The sequence below is a fragment of the Pseudomonas sp. LBUM1657 genome, from assembly GCF_059716075.1.
Window position 1 is genome coordinate 3,899,955 of sequence record NZ_CP166799.1, and the last position, 20,430, is coordinate 3,920,384.

Annotated in this window: 18 protein-coding genes; 12 read left to right on the forward strand and 6 right to left on the reverse strand. The window is 59.2% G+C overall.

Going from position 1 to position 20,430, the window contains the following annotated elements; translation table 11 throughout:
- The first annotated feature begins 86 nt into the window (after positions 1-86).
- Positions 87-1,007, forward strand: a complete 921-nt coding sequence (locus ACA055_RS18055; protein WP_497679891.1) for a MurR/RpiR family transcriptional regulator — start codon at positions 87-89, stop codon at positions 1,005-1,007.
- A 75-nt stretch (positions 1,008-1,082) separates the two neighbouring features.
- Entirely contained in the window at positions 1,083-1,694 is a 612-nt protein-coding gene (locus ACA055_RS18060) for a glutathione S-transferase (protein WP_497679892.1), read from the forward strand.
- Positions 1,695-2,001: 307 nt separating this feature from the next.
- Here the strand turns inward: ACA055_RS18060 and ACA055_RS18065 are convergent, their stop codons facing one another.
- On the reverse strand, positions 2,002-2,937 hold the full coding sequence (locus ACA055_RS18065) for a hypothetical protein (protein WP_497679893.1): 936 nt from the start codon (positions 2,935-2,937) through the stop codon (positions 2,002-2,004).
- Positions 2,938-3,215: 278 nt separating this feature from the next.
- Between ACA055_RS18065 and ACA055_RS18070 the strand changes: the two genes are divergently transcribed.
- Positions 3,216-3,899 carry a response regulator transcription factor gene (locus ACA055_RS18070; RefSeq protein ID WP_150719041.1) on the forward strand — a complete coding sequence of 228 codons (684 nt, stop codon included), beginning with the start codon at positions 3,216-3,218 and terminating at the stop codon, positions 3,897-3,899.
- Complete coding sequence (locus ACA055_RS18075; RefSeq protein WP_497679894.1) at positions 3,877-5,271, forward strand: sensor histidine kinase; 1,395 nt, start codon at positions 3,877-3,879, stop codon at positions 5,269-5,271. Before ACA055_RS18070 ends, ACA055_RS18075 begins: the two co-directional genes overlap by 23 nt.
- Positions 5,272-5,406: 135 nt before the next feature.
- Here ACA055_RS18075 and ACA055_RS18080 read toward each other — a convergent pair whose 3' ends face one another.
- The 3 genes from ACA055_RS18080 to ACA055_RS18090 are packed head-to-tail and all read right to left on the reverse strand — an operon-like array spanning position 5,407 to position 7,661.
- Entirely contained in the window at positions 5,407-5,817 is a 411-nt protein-coding gene (locus ACA055_RS18080; protein ID WP_497679895.1) for an SRPBCC family protein, read from the reverse strand.
- Positions 5,818-5,844: 27 nt separating this feature from the next.
- Complete coding sequence (locus ACA055_RS18085) at positions 5,845-6,642, reverse strand: SDR family NAD(P)-dependent oxidoreductase (protein WP_497679896.1); 798 nt, start codon at positions 6,640-6,642, stop codon at positions 5,845-5,847.
- Between the two features lie 2 nt (positions 6,643-6,644).
- The gene (locus ACA055_RS18090) at positions 6,645-7,661 is read right to left on the reverse strand and encodes an aldo/keto reductase (RefSeq protein ID WP_497679897.1); all 1,017 of its coding nucleotides are present in this window, start codon (positions 7,659-7,661) and stop codon (positions 6,645-6,647) included.
- 145 nt (positions 7,662-7,806) lie between these two features.
- On the opposite strand from ACA055_RS18090, the gene ACA055_RS18095 reads away from it, so the two are divergent.
- The gene (locus tag ACA055_RS18095; RefSeq protein WP_497679898.1) at positions 7,807-8,706 is read left to right on the forward strand and encodes a LysR substrate-binding domain-containing protein; all 900 of its coding nucleotides are present in this window, start codon (positions 7,807-7,809) and stop codon (positions 8,704-8,706) included.
- Between the two features lie 151 nt (positions 8,707-8,857).
- Here ACA055_RS18095 and ACA055_RS18100 read toward each other — a convergent pair whose 3' ends face one another.
- The gene (locus ACA055_RS18100; protein WP_497679899.1) at positions 8,858-10,201 is read right to left on the reverse strand and encodes an MFS transporter; all 1,344 of its coding nucleotides are present in this window, start codon (positions 10,199-10,201) and stop codon (positions 8,858-8,860) included.
- 286 nt (positions 10,202-10,487) lie between these two features.
- On the opposite strand from ACA055_RS18100, the gene ACA055_RS18105 reads away from it, so the two are divergent.
- A complete protein-coding gene (locus tag ACA055_RS18105; RefSeq protein ID WP_497679900.1) occupies positions 10,488-11,921 on the forward strand; it encodes an aldehyde dehydrogenase family protein in 1,434 nt (477 codons plus the stop codon).
- A 232-nt stretch (positions 11,922-12,153) separates the two neighbouring features.
- Here ACA055_RS18105 and ACA055_RS18110 read toward each other — a convergent pair whose 3' ends face one another.
- Positions 12,154-13,440 (reverse strand): OprD family porin, encoded by a 1,287-nt coding sequence (locus tag ACA055_RS18110; protein WP_497679901.1) that lies wholly within the window; start codon positions 13,438-13,440, stop codon positions 12,154-12,156.
- Between the two features lie 195 nt (positions 13,441-13,635).
- Here ACA055_RS18110 and gcvA point away from each other — a divergent pair, with 195 nt between their 5' ends.
- From gcvA to ACA055_RS18140, 6 genes are all read left to right on the forward strand, one after another.
- A complete protein-coding gene (gcvA, locus tag ACA055_RS18115) occupies positions 13,636-14,541 on the forward strand; it encodes a transcriptional regulator GcvA (RefSeq protein WP_497679902.1) in 906 nt (301 codons plus the stop codon).
- 94 nt (positions 14,542-14,635) lie between these two features.
- Positions 14,636-15,541: an NAD(P)-dependent oxidoreductase gene (locus ACA055_RS18120; protein ID WP_497679903.1), complete on the forward strand. Its 906-nt coding sequence runs from the start codon at positions 14,636-14,638 to the stop codon at positions 15,539-15,541.
- A gap of 378 nt (positions 15,542-15,919) precedes the next feature.
- The gene (locus ACA055_RS18125) at positions 15,920-17,992 is read left to right on the forward strand and encodes a type VI secretion system Vgr family protein (protein WP_497679904.1); all 2,073 of its coding nucleotides are present in this window, start codon (positions 15,920-15,922) and stop codon (positions 17,990-17,992) included.
- The gene (locus ACA055_RS18130; protein ID WP_497679905.1) at positions 17,989-18,843 is read left to right on the forward strand and encodes a DUF4123 domain-containing protein; all 855 of its coding nucleotides are present in this window, start codon (positions 17,989-17,991) and stop codon (positions 18,841-18,843) included. Before ACA055_RS18125 ends, ACA055_RS18130 begins: the two co-directional genes overlap by 4 nt.
- Positions 18,840-19,613 (forward strand): hypothetical protein, encoded by a 774-nt coding sequence (locus ACA055_RS18135; protein ID WP_497679906.1) that lies wholly within the window; start codon positions 18,840-18,842, stop codon positions 19,611-19,613. The genes ACA055_RS18130 and ACA055_RS18135 overlap by 4 nt, the downstream gene beginning before the upstream one ends.
- A gap of 12 nt (positions 19,614-19,625) precedes the next feature.
- Complete coding sequence (locus tag ACA055_RS18140) at positions 19,626-20,420, forward strand: hypothetical protein (protein ID WP_497679907.1); 795 nt, start codon at positions 19,626-19,628, stop codon at positions 20,418-20,420.
- The last annotated feature ends 10 nt before the right edge of the window (positions 20,421-20,430 follow it).

The following is a 20,430-nucleotide window of genomic DNA, read 5'->3' on the forward strand; positions in this document are numbered from 1 at the left end:
CTACCCTGTAGACTGCGCACAGCCAACCTATTGTCAGGGGATGACGCCAGACGTCGCCCTATAAGAACAAGCCAGAAGGATTCCCTATGTCCCGCACCGATCAGCCGGCCACGACCGAGAGCACGCCCGACAGCGTTCTTGTCAGCCCCCCGATCAATGCCGAGCGTCTGCTGCAGCTGATCACCGAGGAATACGAGAGCCTGCCGCGTCAGCTCAAACGCATCGCCAGCTACATGAGCCAGCAGAGCGACCGGATCATGGTCGACCGCATCAGCGACATTGCCCGCGAATGCGAAGTGCATCCGTCGGCCATCGTGCGGTTCTCCCAGCGCTTCGGCTTCAGCGGTTTCAGCGAAATGCAGGCGCTGTTCCGCGAGGCGTACACCCACAAAACCACGCCGGTGCAGAACTACCAGCAGCGCATTCGCAGCATGATCGCCAACAAGTCGCAGAAGGCCAGCGGCGGCGACCTGGCGCGTGAGTGCATCGACGCGACCCTGTCGGGCATCGAACGGTTGGGGCTGGAACTCGACGACGCGGCCTTCGACAAGGCCGTGGATCTGGTGGTGAACGCCGACAACATCTACGTGGTCGGGGTGCGCCGCTCCTTCGCGGTGGCGGACTATCTGGTCTACAACCTGCAACACACCAACAAGCGCATTCACCTGGTCTCGGGGCTCGGCGGCAGCTACCGCGAGCAAATGCGCAGCGTGCGGGCCAACGACCTGGTGATCGCCATCAGCTTCACGCCCTATGGCAAGGAAACCCAGCACTGCCTGCGCATCGCCCAGCACCATCAGGCGAAAACCCTGATCATCACCGACAGCAACCTTTCGCCCCTGGCCAAGCGCGCCAACACCGTGCTGCTGGTCAACGAAGGCAGTTCGTTTGCCTTCCGTTCGCTGAGCGCAACGCTGTGTTTGTGCCAGGCGCTGTTTATTGCCGTGGCCTATCGACTGGAATTGAAGGTCGATGAAATTCACGAGCAGGTCGGTTTCGAGGATTAGCGCCACGCCGGTTGCAGCGCGCTGAACCTCAGCTAAGGTTGTCCATCCCCAATGGCGAGCGAAAGGAGAGGTTCAATGAAGCTGATCGGCATGCTGGATTCGCCCTACGTGCGGCGCGTCGCCATTTCTGCCAAATGCCTTGGCATCCCGCTGGAGCACCAGTCGGTTTCGGTGTTTCGGCACTTCGAGCAATTCCAGCAGATCAACCCGGTGGTCAAGGCCCCGAGCCTGGTGCTGGATGACGGTGAGGTGTTGATGGACTCGACGCTGATCCTCGATTACCTGGAAGCCTTGGCCGGCCCCGGAAAAAGTCTGATGCCTGACGATCTCGATCAACGCCTGCGCGCGTTGCGCCTGATTGGCCTGGGGTTGGCGGCCAGTGAGAAGTCGGTTCAGCTTTACTACGAACGCAACCTGCGTCCTGCAGACATTCAATACGCACCTTGGGTGGAACGAGTCGAAGGGCAACTGGCGGCCGCTTATTCGGCGCTGGAGCGGGAGCTGGAAAAGCAACCGCTGAAGACTGACGGCTCGATTGCTCAGGACGGGATTACGTTGGCGGTGGCCTGGAGTTTTACCAATTTGGTAGTGCCGGATCAGGTGGAGGCTGCGCGGTTTCCGCTGATCAGTGCGTTTACCGAGTATGCCGAGGGGCTTGAGGTGTTTGTGAGTACGCCGATCGAGTAGACGATTTGCTGCGCCTGATCTGGCCCCTTCGCGAGCAAGCCCGCTCCCACAGTTGATCTGCGGCGTGCACACAGTGCGTGTTCACAGCAGCTCTAATGTGGGAGCGGGCTTGCTCGCGAAAGGGCCATAACATTCAACATCAACGTGTCTGCCAGTCCACCCACACAAAAACGCCGCTTCCACCAAAGGCAGAAGCGGCAGAGGCATGTGCCCCAAGGTGTTACGTGAACAGGGCGATCAGGATGATGATCGGGATGGGTACGCCGAGAAAGAACAGCAGTAATGAGCGCATGGAAGTTCTCCTGGGTTAGCGAACAGGTATGGAAGTCGTGGTCACGTAAGCGTCGGATTCCAGATACACCACCGCATCCCGACGACGACCACCGAAGGTCGCGGCGAGGCTGGCGAAGAACGCGCCGATCAGCAATGCAACGAACATCCACAACGAGGTCGCGGCAGCGACTTTGGCAGCGGTGTCAGCAGCTTGTTGAGCGGCCAGTTTGGCGTCGGCCACGGCTTTCTGGGTGCGGGCATAGACTTCATCGACACGACGTTCCGCGTCCGCTTGAGTGAGGTTGGTCCGTTGGGCGACCAGTTGCGCCAGGTAGGTGCGGTCCTCGGCGGCCAGTTGACCGTCGTTGGCAAGGCTGCGCACGAAGATGCGGGTCACCGTGCCGCGAGCGGCGTCATCACTGATGGCGGCCGGACGATCATCGCGAAACAAGCTGTCGACGAAGTAACCGTATTGATCGCTATCGGTATTACCGGCGGCAGTGCCAGCGGCCTGGGTTGCCGCACTCGCGGCGCCACCGACCACATTCGCCCCGGCCTGCACACCACCGCTGACAATGCTGCTGACCGAACCGACCACCAGGGTCGCGGTGACCAGCGTTGCTACGCACCAGGCCAGAAAGCCATGGGCCGTGTCACGGAAGTAGACCTCATCGCCGTGCATGTTCGCCCACTTCACCCGCAGGCGCCCGGCAATGTAGCCACCGAGCCCGGACGCGACAATTTGGGTGAAAGCCAACCAGACGATCGTGGAAATGCCCAAGCCCTTGGCGCTCACACCTTCATGGGCCCACGGCGATACCGCCGAAAACCCCAGGCCAAAACCGAGCAGCACCAGGATCAGCGACAACGCGGCGGCCGCAGCGGCCCCGGCGAAAATCGCGCCCCAGGACACGCCAGAGAGCGTGCTTGATTCTTCCGCAGGATAGAAACCATCAGAGGATCTATTCATTGTTGTATCGCTCCAGGCAGGAAAGATGGTGTTACAACTCTTCGAATGAGGAATTGCAGTCACCGTGCCAGTCGCCAAGTTTGAATAAACCAATAAATTTCAAAGCGTTACAAATAATGAACTTCGCCACGCCATGCATTTTGCAAGGAACAGGCAATATCAGCGGGTTTTATGCATTAATCAGAACCGCTCCCTTCATGAAGTTTTATTTAGAAAGCCAGCGATCATTTCTTGGCAAAATGCCGCTCAACGTTGTGAACACTTAATCAGGCAAGCCTATGACCCGCATCTTGACCATCGAAGACGACGCCGTGACCGCCCGGGAAATCGTGGCCGAATTGAGTAGCCATGGCCTGGACGTGGATTGGGTCGACAACGGCCGCGAAGGTTTGGAGCGTGCGGTCAGCGGCGACTATGACTTGATCACTCTCGACCGCATGTTGCCCGAGCTCGATGGCCTGGCGATTGTCACGACGTTGCGGACCATGGGCGTGGCCACGCCGATCCTGATGATCAGCGCCCTGTCGGACGTCGATGAGCGCGTGCGTGGCTTGCGCGCCGGCGGCGACGATTACCTGACCAAACCGTTCGCCACCGATGAAATGGCCGCACGGGTCGAAGTTCTGTTGCGCCGGCAAAACACCGTGACCGCGCAAGCCACTACATTGCGGGTGGCCGATCTGGAACTGAACCTGATCAGTCACGAAGCCAGCCGCGACGGCCAGTTGCTGACGCTGCTGCCCACCGAGTACAAGTTGCTGGAATTCTTGATGCGCAACACCGGGCAGATTCTGTCGCGGATGATGATTTTCGAAGAGGTCTGGGGTTACCACTTCGACCCCGGCACCAATTTGATCGACGTGCACATCGGCCGTCTGCGTAAGAAGATTGACCCGCCCGGCAATGTCCCACTGATTCGGACTGTGCGAGGCTCGGGTTATGTCATTGCTGAACCCGTCTAAAGGCTGGCGCTCTTCCAGCAGCCGTTTGCTGGCGCTCTACAGCTCGCTGTTCGTGGCCTGGAGCGCGATTCTCATGGGGGTCATGTACTACGAGGTTTCCTCCTACCTGGACAACCTGGCCAAACACTCGCTGATGCAACGTCAGCATCTGTTTTCGCGTTTTTCCGGCGAACAACTGGTAGACGCCCTCGCCGTCAGCATGACCTTCGACATTCGCGGCATCGACGCCTATGGCCTGTTCGATCAGCAGCATCGCTACCTCAGCGGCGCGCTGCGTCACATTCCCGAAGGCCTCCCGCTGGACGGCAAGATTCACATGCTCAGCGACTGCGCCGACTCCGATGACCCGACCCTGCCCACCGACAGCTGCGATGCAGTGGCAACCCAGACCCCGGATGGCCGCTGGCTGATTCTGGTGCGGGACAACGGTTCGTTGTTTGCCGTGACCCGGATCATTCTTCGCGCGCTGCTGTGGGGCGTGACCCTGACCATTGTGCCGGGCATCGCCGGGTGGCATCTGTTGCGGCGACGGCCATTGCGGCGAATTCGTGCGATTCAGGCCAGCGCCGAAGCCATCGTCGCCGGCGACCTGACCCGGCGCCTGCCACTGTCCAATCGCCGCGACGAACTGGACATGCTCGCCGCCATCGTCAACGCCATGCTCGAACGCATCGAGCGCTTGATGAACGAGGTCAAGGGCGTGTGCGACAACATCGCCCATGACCTGCGCACCCCGCTGACGCGCTTGCGGGCGCAGTTGTACCGGATTCAGCAGCAGGCCGAAGACGGTTCGACGCTGGCTGTGCAACTGGATTCCGTGCTCGGTGAAGCGGACACCCTGATGGCGCGTTTTCGCGGATTGCTGCGGATTTCCGAGCTGGAGGATCGCCAGCGGCGTTCAGGTTTTGTGCTGCTCGATCCGGTGCCGCTGTTGCAGGAACTGCACGACTTCTACCTGCCCTTGGCGGAAGAAGGCGAGCTGGTTTTCCAGCTGCAAATGCCGAAATCCTTGCCGCCACTCAATGGTGATCGCGCGCTGTTGTTCGAAGCGGTGGCGAACCTGTTGAGCAACTCGATCAAATTCACACCGCCCGGTGGCGAGGTGATTTTGCGCGGGGTCAATGAGGATGGGCATACACGAATCGAAGTGCTCGATTCTGGGCCCGGGATTCCCCTGGCCGAACGCGAGGCGGTGTTCCAGCGGTTCTATCGGGCCGAGGGTGGTAACCAGAAAAGCGGGTTCGGATTGGGGCTGTCGATTGTCGCGGCGATTGTCAGCTTGCATGGTTTTGCGCTTGAGGTGGGCAGTAGCGAAAGCGGCGGAGCGCGGTTGGTGCTCGATTGTCGGCAGAGCCAGATTCCGCAGACGTGACCCAAACTTCAAAACAAAGAAGATCCAATGTGGGAGCGGGCTTGCTCGCGAAGGCGGTCTATCAGTCAACGTTGATGTCGCCTGACACTCCGCTTTCGCGAGCAAGCCCGCTCCCACAGGGGATTTGTGGTGTATTCAGGCCGGGTAGTTGGCCCGCAGGGCCTCAAGACCACCCTGATAGATCCCGGTAAACAACTTCACCACTTCCTCGTCACTCACACCGACCGGCGCGAACTGCCCGGACCAGGTCACCCGCGCCCCCTGCCCTTGCGCTTCAACACTGATTTTCGCCAGGTAATCAGTGGCCGGGAACGGCGCCTGCAGGATCGAGTAGCTGTAGGTCTTGCCGATATTGTCGAACGCTTCCAGACGCTCGATCACCACCGCGCCGTCCGCCGTTTGCAGGCTGCGCACCCGCCCGCCTTCGCTGAGTTCGCTTTTCGGGATAAACGGCAGCCAGTCCGGCAGCGAGTTGAAGCCGCCGATCAATTGCCAGACCTGATCGGCCGAAGCCGGAATATCGATAAACGCTGATGCACTTGCCATGTGAAGTTCTCTCTTAAGCAATAAAGTTCAGATCGCCATGCTGTCGACGACACCGCCGTCGACCCGCAGGGCCGCGCCAGTGGTGGCCGAGGACAACGGCGAGGCAATGTAAGCCACCAGATTCGCGACCTCTTCGACATCCGCCACACGCTGGATGATCGAACTCGGCCGAGCCTTGCGCACGAATGCATCGGCTTCTTCGCGAACACTGCGCCCCGATTCGGCCGTGGCGTCCTTGAGCATCTGCTCCAGGCCGTCGGTCAACGTCGGGCCGGGCAGGATTGCATTGACCGTCACGCCAGTGCCCGCCAGGCGCTTGGCCAGACCATGGGACACCGCGAGGTTGGCGCTTTTGGTGACGCCATAGTTGAGCATGTCGGCCGGGATTGCGATCCCGGATTCCGAGGACAGGAAGATCACCCGCCCCCAACCCTGCTTGACCATGTCCGGTACGTAATGCCGTGACAGGCGCACACCCGAGATCACGTTGACCTCATAGAACCGCGTCCACTCGCTGTCCGGTGTGTCGAAGAAATCCACTTCGTTGAAGATGCCGAGGTTGTTCACCAGGATGTCCGCTCGCGGCTCGGCGGCGAACAACTGCTCGGCGCCTTCGGCGGTACCCAGGTCCGCGGTCAGGCCACGCAGTTGCGCGCCTGGCACGCTCTGGCGAATGCTCGCCAGTGCCTGCTCGACCTTGGCCGTGTCGCGGCCGATCACCACCACCGTGGCGCCGGACTCCGCCAGTGCCTTGCTGATGCCCAGGCCAATGCCGGCGGTGCTGCCGCTGACAATGGCGAGTTTTCCAGTCAGATCGATCTTCATGCTCAAGCTCCTGTGATTGGCAACGGTGCGCGCTCGGACACCAGTTTCGCGTCGCGCATCGCCTGCCAGAAAGCCGCGGGAATCACTGCCGACAATGCAGCGACATCTTCAGCAATGCGGTCCGGACGGCTGGAACCTGGAATCACCGCCGCCACGGCCGGGTTTGCCAGGGAGAACTGTAGCGCCGCCGCCTTGATGTCGACACCATGGGCAGCCGCAATGCGCTTGATTTGCTCGACTTTGTTGACGATTGCCGGGCTGGCCTTCTGGTATTCGAAGTGCGTACCCCCGGCCAGAATGCCCGAGCTGTAAGGACCGCCGACCACGATCTCGACGTTCTGCGCCAGGGCCGAATCCATCAAACGCTGCAAGGCACGGTCATGATCGAGGAGCGTGTAGCGACCGGCCAACAGAAAACCGTCGGGCTGCGCTTCGGTCAGATCCAGGGTCAGCTCACAAGGCTCGACCTTGTTCACGCCCAGGCCCCAGCCCTTGATTACGCCTTCTTCACGCAGGCGAGTCAGTACTTTGAAGGCGCCGGTGCGGGCCTGGTTGAAGTATTCCAGCCATTGATCGCCGTAGAAGTCCTGGGCGATGTCATGCACCCAAACAATGTCCAGACGATCGGTTTGCAGGCGCTTGAGGCTGTCTTCGATGGAACGCATGGTCGCATCGGCGCTGTAATCGTTGATGATCTTGTTCGGGCGGCCGTGTTCGAACACGCCGCTTTTCTCACCGAGGTCGCGGGCCGCAGTGTCTTCGACTTCGTCGAGAATCACCCGGCCGACTTTGCTGCTGAGCACGTAGTCGTCGCGGTTGTACTTGGCCAGCGCGGCGCCGAGGCGAATTTCCGAAAGGCCCGAACCGTAAAACGGCGCAGTATCGAAATAGCGTACGCCGGCATCCCAGGCTGCATGCACGGTGGCCATCGCCTCTTCTTCCGGAATGGCGCGGAACATGTTGCCGAGTGGTGCAGTACCGAAGCCCAGCGCGCCGGGCAGTTTGTCTTTCAAGCTCATGATTCAATCCTCGTCAGTTTCAGAGGTCGCCCTTTTTGAGCAGTGCGTTTTGAGCAGTGCGGGTGACCGTTGAGCAGATCCTAGATTGCGATGATCGGACCGTCCAAGACATAATGCGCAGCACTTGAGTCCCTAGAGGTCTGACATGATCGACATCCGCCAATTGCGCTACTTCGTCGCCGTCGCCGAAGAAGAACACGTCGGTCGCGCCGCCGAACGCCTGCACATTTCCCAGTCGCCCCTGAGCCGGCAGATCGCCCAGCTCGAAGAACGCCTGGGCCTGACCCTGTTCGAACGCAGCCAGCAGCGCATTCGCCTGACTCGCGACGGCCAGACGTTCCTGGCCGAAACCCGTGCTTTGCTGACCCACGCCAATCGTCTGGAATCCCTCGGCAAGCGCCTGGGCCGCGGTGAGGAAGGCGGTTTGTGCATCGGCTACATCGAAAACGCCATGCACGCCGGCGTCTTGCCGAATGCCTTGCGGGTGCTGCGTGGTGATCGGCCGAACGTGCATGTCGCGCTGTATAACCTGAGCTCCACCGAACAACTTGAAGGCCTGCGTCAGCGTAGTCTGGATATCGCCTTGGTCAGTGAACCACCCGTCGCCGACGATCCGGACTTGCTGGGTTTTCAGGTGCTGGACGACCCGATGTTGTTGGCCCTGCCCGAGCACCATCCACTGGCGCAACAGTCGACACTGACCCCGGCAGACCTAGCCGATCAGGAATGGATCGGCGTGCAACACCGCCAGAATTGCGCCAGCCGCGAAGACTTCGTCAGCGCCTGCATCCGCGCCGGTTTCACCCCGGACATCCGCATGGAAGCCACCGAACCCTTTACCGCGCTAGGGCTAGTGGCCTCGGGGTTGGGCATCGCGATGATTCAGAAGGGACTGAGCCGCAATGCACCACCGGGCGTGGTGCTGCGGGAAGTGCCGTGGATTTCCTTCACCACGCCGCTGTGGGCGGCGTGGCACCGGATCAATCTGCGACCGTTGGTGGAAACGTTCAGGAAAGTGCTGACAGAGCCGGGTTCGGCTGAGTGAAAGTCGTCAGCTAAACGCAACCCCTGTAGGAGCGGGCTTGCTCGCGAAAGCGGAGTGTCAGACACATCGATATCGACTAAAACGCCCTCTTCGCGAGCAAGCCCGCTCCCACAGGTTCTGCAGTTATCTTTTGCTTTTCATTGACAGCCGATCAACGCAACGGCTGTCCCCGCGTCTCCGGCATCCGGAAATACACCACGGCGCTGATCGCGCTGATCACCACCAGGTAGATCCAGAACAGCCCGCCAAAACCCCAGCCCGCCATTGCGGCCATCAGGTACGGTGCGGTGCCGCCGAACAGGGTCACCGACAAGGCATACGGCAAGGCGATACCGGTAACGCGAACCTCAGCCGGGAACTGTTCGGCCATGGTCACCGCCGACGCCGCGCCGAAGCCGGTCATGATCACCATCGACACGGTCTGAATCAGCGTCACTTCCATCAGGCTGATCCCGACGTACAGCAGCCCGAAGCTCGGCCAGGCCCAAAGGATCGAGGCGATGGCAAAGGCGATCAATACCGGACGCCGCCCGACCCGATCCGCCAGCTTGCCAGCGAACGGCATCAGCACCAGCGATACGCCGACGGAAATCACCCCGGCCAGCAAGGTGTCGCGGATCGACATGCCCGTGATCAGATGCACCTGATTGGGATAGCTGACCATCCACACGTAGTTGAGCAGATTGCCAGCCATGGCGATGCCGATCACCCGCATCGCATCACGACGATGGCTGAACAGCAGTTCACGAATCGGGCGTTTTTTGGCGTGGCTGGCGATCTTCGACTTGAAGATCTCAGTCTCGCGCACCGACAGGCGAATCCACAGCGTAATCAGACCCATCAGCGCGGCAATCACGAACGCCACGCGCCAGCCCCAGTCATAGAGCGCGGTGTCGCTGCCCATCGAAGCGAGCGCGAAACCAAGCAGGAATGACACCAACGTGCCTGCGTTAATGGCGAACCATTGCCACGACCCGGCGAACGCCCGGCGATGCGGCGGTGCCGACTCGATCAGGAAGGCCGACGCCGAGCCAAACTCGCCGCCCGCAGAGAAACCCTGAACCAGACGGGCAAGCACCAGAATGATCGGCGCCGCGATGCCGATGCTTTCATAGTTGGGACAGATGCCGATCACCAGCGAGGCGACGGACATCAGCAGAATCGACAACGTCAGGCCTTTTTTGCGGCCGTAGCGGTCGGCCAGTTGGCCCAGCACAGCGCCGCCAATGGGGCGCATGATAAAGCCGACGGCGAACACCGCCAGCACCGACAGTAATGCCGTTACGCCGTCTCCGGCGGGGAAAAACTGCTTGGCGAGAATGGACGAAAATGTCGCGTAGATCACCCAGTCGGTGTACTCGACAATGGTGCCCAGGGTCGCGGCGACAATTGCTTTTTTCTCGGCACTGTTCAGTTGTCGACCCTGGGTTTGCGGGGTCGAAGTGGCAGTGGATGAGGACGGCAGTTCGCCCTCGACCGTGTTGTAGTTGCTCATATTGTTGGCTCCCGTGGGCGCTATTATTGTTGACCTTTGGACGCGGCCTCAGCGTTGCTACGGGAGAAATATCCGGCGTTGCCTGCTTCTCGTGAAGCGAGTTTTCAGGACGGTTCGGTTGACTAAATATCAACCCATTGCGTTGAGATTTTCTCAACGCACGCCCCTTTAAAACTCGGTTGAAGCGTTATCGGCGAGCAGCCGTAATGGCAGGCAATCATGGGGCTGCCCACTGCCCTCCCCATGCAATGCATCAACAAGAAGAGCTTCACGAGGAGAACCGGCAATGTTCGACAAGACCAACAGCTTCATCGATGGGCGCTCCGTGCCGCCGCAGGATGGCCAATACGAAGACAAGATCGACCCGCGCACCGGCGAAAAACTCAACGAAGTGGCCAACAGCGGCCCGGCCGACGTGGCCATCGCCATCGATAGCGCAGCGGCGGCGCTACCCGCCTGGCGCGACATGCGCCCCGCCGAGCGCGGGCGCATCCTCAACGATTTCGGCCGTTTGATTCGCGCCAGTGAAAGCACCCTCGGTGCGCTGGAACGGGCCGAGACCGGCAAGCCCGGTCGCGAGATGGCAGCACTGATGGACCTGACCGCGCAGTACTTCGAATTCTACGGCGGCATCGTCAATGTCATGGATGGCGAAGTCATCAACCAGGGCCCGAACTACCACGTCTACACCCGCCGCGATCCGTTCGGCGTGATCGGTGTGATCTTGCCGTGGAACGCTCCGTTGCATCAGGCCGCCCGCGCCATCGCCCCGGCGCTGGCCACCGGCAACACCGTGGTGGCGAAACCGTCCGAGCACACTTCGGCATCACTGGTGGAACTGGCACGCATGGCGGTCGAGGCCGGCGTTCCACCCGGCGTGTTCAACGTGATCGTCGGCAAGGGCAGCATCATCGGCCCGGCCATGGCGCATAACCCGCATATCCGCAAAATCTCTTTCACCGGCGGCATTCGTGCCGGCCAGGAACTGGGGCATATCGCGGCGGACCGGATTCTGCCGCTGACCTTGGAACTGGGCGGCAAGTCGGCCAACATCGTGTTCGACGACGCCGACCTGGATGCCGCCGCCAAAGGCTCGACCACCGCCTTCACCTGGAACAGCGGCCAATGGTGCGCGGCGGGTACGCGGTTGCTGGTGCAGGAATCGATTCACGATCGCTTCGTCGACAAATTGGTCGCCGAAGTCGGCAAGTTGCGGGTCGGTCCTCAGGACGATTCCACTTCAGGCCCCATCACCACCCACGCGCAGTTCGAGAAAATCCAGAGCTACTTCGCCATCGCCGAACGCGAAGGCCTGACCCCGGCCATCGGCGGCAAAGTCGCCAGCCATACCGGATTCGAAAACGGCTGGTACATCGAGCCGACGGTTTACACCGGCGTGACCAACGACATGACGCTGGCCCGGGAAGAAATCTTCGGGCCGATTGTTTGCGTGATTCCGTTCAAGGATGAGGCCGATGCATTGCGCATCGCCAATGACAGCGAGTTTGGCCTCGGCGCCGGGATCTGGAGTCGCGACATTGGACGTGTGCACCGCGTTGCCGCGCAATTGGAAGCCGGGCGCATCGTGGTCAACGAATACAGCGGCGGCTTCGTGCAGACGCCGTGTGGCGGGTTCAAGCAGAGTGGTTATGGGCGGGAGCAAGGGGTGGATGCGTTGTCGCATTACACGCAACTGAAGTCGGTGATTATTCGGCTTTGAAGTGATTCGCCGATCACCCGAGGGCGCAGCGATTGCTGCGCCTTTTTTATTCGCGGGAAAAGACTCTCCTCAATGCCAGCCAGTCATCTGCAGTCCATGTGGGAGCGGGCTTGCTCGCGAAGTGGGCGTGTCAGTCGACATCATCGTCGACTGACACACAGCCTTCGCGAGCAAGCCCGCTCCCACAGGTTTTGGCGCTTGATTAACGGGCATCAGGGCTCGAATTTGGGAATTACCACAGTGCCAACGCATACGTGACAATCAACCGATTCTCATCAATATCACTGGAAAAATTGCTCCGTGCACTGGCGTTTTTCCACTTCAAACCGAGATTCTTCAATGGCCCGCTCTGGATCACGTAGCCCAACTCTGAATCACGCTCCCACTCCTTGCCTGCATCAGCGCGATTGCGCACGGTGACGTCGTCGCCCGACAGGTAACGAGTCATGAAGGTCAAACCGGGAATGCCCAACGCAGCGAAGTTATAGTCATACCGAGCCTGCCACGAACGCTCATCCTGATTACCAAAATCATTGATCTGCACCAGATTCACCAGATAACCGTCAGTGCCATTGATATTGGCAAAACCGGTATCGCCGCTCATACGCTGATAGCCCAAGCCCAATGAATGGCCACTGACGCTGTAGGTGAACATCGCGCCGATGGCCGAGTTGTCGACGTTGCTGCCGCCGTCGTCGAGGCTGCGGGCCCAACGCAGGTCGGAGCTGACAGTCTGCCCTTCACTGAGGGTCCATTTGTGATTGAGGGTCAGGTAGTGCTGGCGGTAGACACCCTCCAGTTCACCGTAGTGATAGGCCGTGCTCAGCGACGGTGCCCAGCGATACGTCGCCCCGGCAAAGTCGAAACGGTCGCTGGCGGCGTGGCGGCCGAGGCGGATGTTGCGCGACACGCCGTTGTAGACGCTCATGTCCTCGTTGTCGGAGGAGTTGCGCAGGTTGGTCTGGTCGAGTCGGCCGAGGTCCAGGGACAGGTTGTCGATATCGGCACTGTTGAGCCACGCGCCGCGAAAGGTTTGCGGCAGCAGGCGCGAATCGTTGTACATGACCACCGGGATTTTCGGCAGCAAGGTTCCGACCTTCAGGGTGCTGCGCGCCAGGCGCAGTTTGCCGGTCACGCCGAGTTCGCCATAGTTGTCCTCGGCTCGACCACCCGCCCCGCGCGCGGTGTTGAGCAGGCCGCTGCCGGTTCGGTCCGGCGACGAATCAAGCTTGATCCCAACCAACCCGATGGCGTCGAAACCGGCGCCGATCAGCCCTTCGGTGTAACCCGATTCAACGCGCAGAATGAAGCCCTGCGCCCATTCCTCAGCCTTGCTCTGGGCCACACCGGATTGGCGGAAATCACGATTGAAGTAGTAGTTGCGCAGCTCCAGGTTGGCTTTGCTGTCCTGAAAAACATCGGCGCATGCCGGGTTGAATACGGCGCTCGGCGCAACGCAGATGGCCAGGCACGATACCGCTGGGAAAGCCTTTCGGGCTTTGAACGAGTGGTTCTTCATGGACGTGTTTCTCTTATTGTTGTCAGGTTCGAACACGCCCAAGACAGACGTGCGAAGGTCGATCCTGAAAGCCCCGCCATGGGCCGACAATCGAGAAAAACACCCCGTTTCCTTGAGTTTTAATCAAGTGGGTTTAGGCTCTGCATTACGTACACTGCGCGCCGCTCCTCCCATAAGAACAAGAGTTTGCCCACTATGGATCGCCTGCCTCCCCTCAATGCCATCCGCGCATTCGAATCCGTCGCCCGGCATTTGAGCATCACCCATGCGGCCGATGAACTGAACGTCACTCCCGGTGCGGTCAGTCGGCAGATCCGTACCCTGGAAGAATTCCTCAAACTCGATCTGTTCGTGCGCGGGCATCGGCAGATCATCCTGATTGCCGCTGGCGAGCAATACTTTCGCGCCGTGGCCCGGGTGGTCGAAGACCTGCGCGGGGCAACGAAGAAACTCATGTCCCCGCCCCTGCGTCGCCAACTGAAGGTCCGCGCCTACACCACGTTTGCCATGCAGTGGCTGATCCCGCGACTGGCGAGTTTCCACGCGCAAAACCCGAAAATCGAAGTGCTGTTGACCGCCTCCCTCGACCCGGTGGATTTCTACAAGGAAGACATCGACGCCGCCATCCGTCTTGGCTCCGGCGAGTGGCCGAACTGCAATTGCTACGTGCTCAGCGACAACCAATTGGCACCGGTGTGCAGCCCGTCGCTGCTGCAACACGGTCCGGGGTTGCAGAACCCGGCCGACATCGCCAACTACACGATGTTGCATTCGATCGCCCGCCCGGAAGACTGGCGCTATTGGCTGGAAGCCGCGGGTGTCAGTCGTGAGGTCGATGCTCAGGCCGGCATGTCCTATCAGAGTTCGTCGATGGTCTACGCCGCTGCCGTTGGCGGCCAGGGCATCGCCATGGCGCAACTGTTTCTGGTCAGCAAGGAGTTGCAGGACGGCAGCCTGATCCGGCCGTTCGAGCAGGTGGTGGACATGGGCGTGTACACCTATTACCTGCTGATCGCCAAGCATCGCGAAGAAAGCGAAGACCTGCGGATTTTCCGAGAATGGCTGCTCGAACAGGCGCGCATCACGCGGGACATTGCTTGAGATTTATTCAAGGCAGCGCGGCGTAAAACTGCTTTGTCGGTCAATTGTCGTCGTGTCTAGCATGGGGTCTCTAACCACAAGAAAGAGACCTGCCATGACCCCGCTCGATACCCCTTCCATCGGCTTTATCGGCCTCGGCGCCATGGGCCAGAAAATGGCCCGTCATCTGCTCGACAAGGGCTTTGCCCTGAGCATGTTCGACCCCAATCCACAGGCGATTGCGCCGCTACTGGAACGCGGTGCGCGCAGCCATGCCACGCCACGGGAAGTGGCTGACCATGCGCAGATCGTGCTGGTTTGCGTGCCCACGCCCGACATCGTGGAAGCCGTGGTGCTGGGTCCAGATGGCGTGATTCACGGGCAACAGGTGAACATTCTGGTCGACCACTCCACCACCGGGCCAAGCCTGGCCCGGCGTCTGCAAGCGGCGTTGGCCCAACGAGGTATCGAAGCCTTGGACGCGCCGCTGGCCGGGGGTGTCGTCGGCGCGCAGAACGGCACGTTGTCGGTGATGGTCGGTGGGAATCGAGCTGCTTATGAGCGCTGCGTGCCGGTGTTCGCGGCGTTCGGCAAGAAGGTCGAACACATCGGCACCGAGCCGGGGTTGGGCCAGACCCTGAAGCTGGTCAACAACATGATCGTCGCCGCCACCCTGGTCGCCACCAGCGAAGCCATGTTGTTCGGCGTCAAGGCCGGGCTCGAACCACGGCAGATGGTCGAGATGCTCAACGCCAGCACCGCGCGCAGTTTCACCAGCGAACAGATCCTCGCCGGGACCGTGATGCGTCGTGAGTTCGATTTCGGTTTTCGCCTGGACCTGATGCGCAAGGACGTGCGCCTGTTCCTCGCCGAAGCGGAAAACGCCGGCGCGCCGGTGTTCACCAGTTCGGTGGTGAAGCAGTTTTTTGATCAGGCGTTGAGCGAGGGCGACCCAACGCGGGACATGACGCATGTGGTGCAGGTGCTGGAGCGGTTGGCGGGTGTGACGCTGGAAGGCTGAGTTCGAACTCTGTTCCTGTGGGAGCGGGCTTGCTCACGAAGAGGCCGGTACATTCAGCATCTCAATTGGCTGACACACCGCCTTCGCGAGCAAGCCCAATCCCACATTTGGTCCCGGCCGTACACACGTTCTATGGCCACAGAAAATCCCCTGTGGGAGCGGGCTTGCCCGCGATGACGGCGTGACAGACGACTTAACTTCTGTGATTTGTAACTGCATTTTAGGAAGCGTCTGACATCAATTCCTTTTTTCCCTTGTTAGCGTTGCACAGAACCCGGCTTCTGGACGTTTAGTTGTGACCTGGCCATGGAAGGTCTTTCACACACATTGCCTCAACGTCCCGAAGCCTGTGCCACGTCACCGGACAAGGAACCAGGGATGTTCACCACGAACCCGCAAACCCGTTTCAGCTTCACGATCGCCGATTTTAAACACGAGCTTCAGGTGCTCTCGTTTACCGGCAAGGATTTCATCAGCCAGCCTTTCACCTTCGATGTCGAACTGGTCGGCGAACGACCGGCGCTAGACCTGAACAACCTACTGTCCAGACAAGCCTTCCTCGCGTTTAACGACGATGGCAAAGGCATTCACGGGCAAATACATCGCATGAACAGAGGCAGTATCGGTAATCGCCTCATCCGCTACAGCCTGACGCTGGTTCCTCAGTTGTTTTATCTGGGCCACCGCACCAACCACCGTATTTTTCAGCATTTGAGCGTGCCGCAGATCATCGCGCAGATCCTGGAAGAACACGGCATCCATCGTGATCTTTATCTGTTTCAGTTGGGCTGCACTTATCCGAATCGCGAGTACTGCGTGCAGTACGACGAATCTGATTTGTTCTTCATTCAACGCCTGTGCGAAGAGGAAGGCCTGCATTACCACTTCCGGCACAGTCGCGAAAAACATGTGCTGGTGTTTGGCGATGACCAGACCGTGTTTCCCAGGCTCGACGACTCCACACCCTATAAAACAGACAGTGGCATGGTTGCCGAAGAGCCGGTGATCAACCGGTTTGACCTGGAAGTTAAAGCAGGCCCCAGCCGCACCACACGCCGCGATTACGACTTTAAAAAGGCACGCATGCTGCTGGAGTCTGACTATCGCCCTGCTACCCATCCGACTCAGCCGGACCTGGAGGATTACACCTACCCGGGGCGCTTTACCCATCGTGACCGCGGCAAGCTCCTGAGTCGACATGCTCTGGAACGTCATCGCGCGAATTGCCAACTGGCTATCGGTAAAAGCGATCAGCCGGCGCTGGTCTCAGGGCACTTTCTGCAAGTGTCCGAACACCCGGAGGATGAATGCAATGATCTCTGGTTGCTGACCGAGGTTGGTCACACAGGCGCGCAGCCGCAAGTCCTGGAAGAGGCCTTGGTCGACACTGCCGCCAGCCCTAAAGAAGACTTGTGGCAAGGCTATCGCAACGAGTTCATCGCCACGCCCTGGGAGGTGATCTACCGATCGCCACTGACCCACAAAAAACCGCGAATTTTCGGCAGTCAGTCTGCCGTGGTCACCGGCCCCAAGGGTGAAGAGATCCACTGTGACCAGTACGGTCGGGTCAAGGTGCAGTTTTTCTGGGATCGCGAAGGCCGCCACGACGATAAAAGCAGCTGTTGGCTGCGGGTATCTTCCACGTTGGCCGGCAATGCTTTTGGCGGTTTCGCCCTGCCGAGGGTCGGCATGGAGGTACAAGTCAGTTTTCAGGAAGGCGACCCGGATCAACCCGAGATCATCGGATGTTTTCCCAACAGCGCCAACCCGGTGCCCTACGAATTACCCGCCCATAAAACCCGCAGCGTATTCCGCTCCCGCAGTTCGCCGGACAGCACGGGGTTCAACGAACTGCATTTGGAAGACCGTACCGGCCAAGAGCTGATTTACCTGCGCGCCCAGCGGGATATGGAACAGAGGATCGAAAACGACAGCCGTCTGGAGATTGGCAACGAGCAGCGCACAACGGTCAAGGGCGACAGCTTTAGCGTGCTGGAAGCCAATGAACATCGAACCACAATTGGAGACAGGCACACACAGCTCAAAGCCAGTGACTATTTGCATGTCGCCGGCAACAGCCAGACCCAAATCGATCAAACGCTGACGTTCGAAGCTCAGAACATTCACATCAACGCAATTTGTGATCTGTTTCTGAATGCAGGGCGGAACATTTTTTTGAACGTCGACGGCGAACACATCGCCATTAGCCACGGCGGACCTTTCAGCAGTAGAGACATCCGGATTGACGGCACTCCCGTGCCGGGCTTAGCCGCATCGCGATGGATGCCTGGATCGATTGACCCCTTATCTGCGCAACCGGAACTGCCCCCAATAATCGCGCCCTCCCAGAGCGTATTGATGGCGTCGAGCAACGCGTTGGGGGCGGATTTTTGCCCGATCTGCGAAGCCTGCCGTGATGGCGTCTGTCTGACGCAAGGAGCTGCCGCATGATCAATGCACTCCCCCGCCAATGGATGACCGAACAACGACACTTAGGCCATGAACTGTGCCTGGTACTGGACTCGCAGAACGAGCGAGAAACCCGTCAGCTGTTGATGAAGTCCTGCGGATATGACCAGTACCTCGGCGTCTACAACGGCACCACCCTCGCGAATATGGCCGATGCCGGTCCGTTCATCTTCACGCTGGATCAGGCCGGCGACAGGCGTCTCGACGACCTGTTGGATCATCCCGAACGCAACTGGGGGTGGCTCGCGAGCGTGGAAAAAGGCGCCTTGCGCCAACTGGTCTATCACTGGCAAGACCGGTTGATTGTCGGGACGCGTCCCTATCAGGCGCTGTATCGATTTCACGACAATCGAGTGTTGAGTCGCGCGCTGGAAAATTTGCCGGTCGAAGAGTATCCGGCCTGCCTCGGGCCGGCGATCAGCGTGTGCTACTGGAACGGTACAGCCTGGAAAACGGCTCATAACCCTGCCCCCGGCACGTATCCCGTGCCGGACAAACCCCTCTGGTTGCGCACTCCCTTTCCTCATCCGCAGGCATCGGAAATTCGCCGGCTAAACGCCCATCGTTACTTGATGGCCGAGCACGTGGAGGCCTACGCCAACCTCGCCGAACTGCAAGACCCTGACGCGTGGTTGCGTGACCGGTTGGCCCTGGCGGATGCGTGGGGCTGGTTGGAGCCGGAGCAATTGGAGTTTCTGTTGATTCAGAGTTTGCGGGCGCCTGCTTATACGTTGTCGCCGCATTGGAAGGTGCGGGCTGATGAGAGCCCGATGGAGCACTTTGAGCGGGTGCGGCAGTTGGTGGATTTTGGGCAGGGGGATGAGCCGTTATGAAACAGGGATTACGCACTGCAAGTTTGGGATGTTGCCTGGTGTTTGCCGCAGGCTGCTCTAACGGCCAGCCGAATACGTTCACCTTCACCGCTGATTTACCGCCCGATTTTGCATACGTCGCAGCGGTTTACTACGTCCCCGCCGAAGGTGAAACCTGCACCGTTAAAACAAAGGACAACTTGGCACCCGTTTTCAATTACGAATGGCGAAAAGAATACAAACCGGATTCTGAAATCACTATTCGCAGAACGCGTAAAGGCTGCCCATTGGTGGTCAGGCGCATCGAGCTGGAAATTAACTCGTCATATGGCAAAACCCGAAGAGATTTTAGTAGGGATAGCGCGATGGTCGTCATTCGCAATGAATTGAAGGAGCAAAACAAAGGCACTTTCAGTGAAACAGGTGAAAGCATCTTTTACGGTCAGTGCCAGTGGCTGTTTCGCACTGCAGGCAAGCCACGCATCCTCAGAAAAATCCTCGACTGCAAAGCAACTGATGAACAGGGTGAGCCTAAACGCGGCCGTCCATTTTCGGCGTACACCCTCGACCAACTGCCGGGTAAAACCGTGAAGATGAAGATCAAATTGGCGGCGGAGGAAAAGCCCGGTTGGGGAGACACATGGGTCAAGGTACCCGGTGGTTGGAAGCGTTGTATGGGGAAAGGCTTTGATGATCAACGTGCTTATTGCAACGGCAATTACACAGATTTCAGCACTTTCAAAATGGTGGATGGACGCGTCTGCACTGTTTACCCCGGCTGTACGGAATAAGGACATTAATCAATGCCAATTTTTTCTTCGCACCAGAAGTTACTACTGAAATTTTCAGCCTTGAGTTGCTGCATCGCATTAATCACAGGATGTGCTGAGAACCAGCCAAACACATTCACCTTCACCGCTGATTTGCCGCCCGATTTTGCATACGTCGCAGCGGTTTACTACGTCCCCGCCGAAGGTGAAACCTGCACCGTTAAAACAAAGGACAACTTGGCGCCTGTTTTCAATTACGAATGGCGAAAAGAATACAAGCCTGATTCTGAAATCACCATTCGCAGAACGCGTAAAGGCTGCCCATTGGTGGTCAGGCGCATCGAGCTGGAAATCAAGTCCGCGTATGGCAAGGACTGGGGGGACATCAGTCGGGACAGCGCCCTGGTTGTCATTCGCAATGAACTGAAGGAGCAGAACAAAGGCACTTTCAGTGAAACAGGTGAAAGCATCTTTTACGGTCAGTGCCAGTGGCTGTTTCGTACTGCAGGCAAGCCACGCATCCTCAGAAAAATCCTCGACTGCAAAGCAACTGATGAACAGGGTGAGCCTAAACGAGGCCGTCCGTTTTCGGCGTACACCCTCGACCAACTGCCGGGTAAAACCGTGAAGATGAAGATCAAATTGGCGGCGGAGGAAAAGCCCGGTTGGGGAGACACATGGGTCAAGGTGCCCGGTGGCTGGAAGCGGTGTATGGGCAAAGGCTTTGATGATCAACGCGCTTATTGCAACGGCAATTACACAGATTTCAGCACCTTCCAAATGGTGGATGGGCGCATCTGCACCATTTACCCCGGATGCACTGAATAAGGAGATTTGG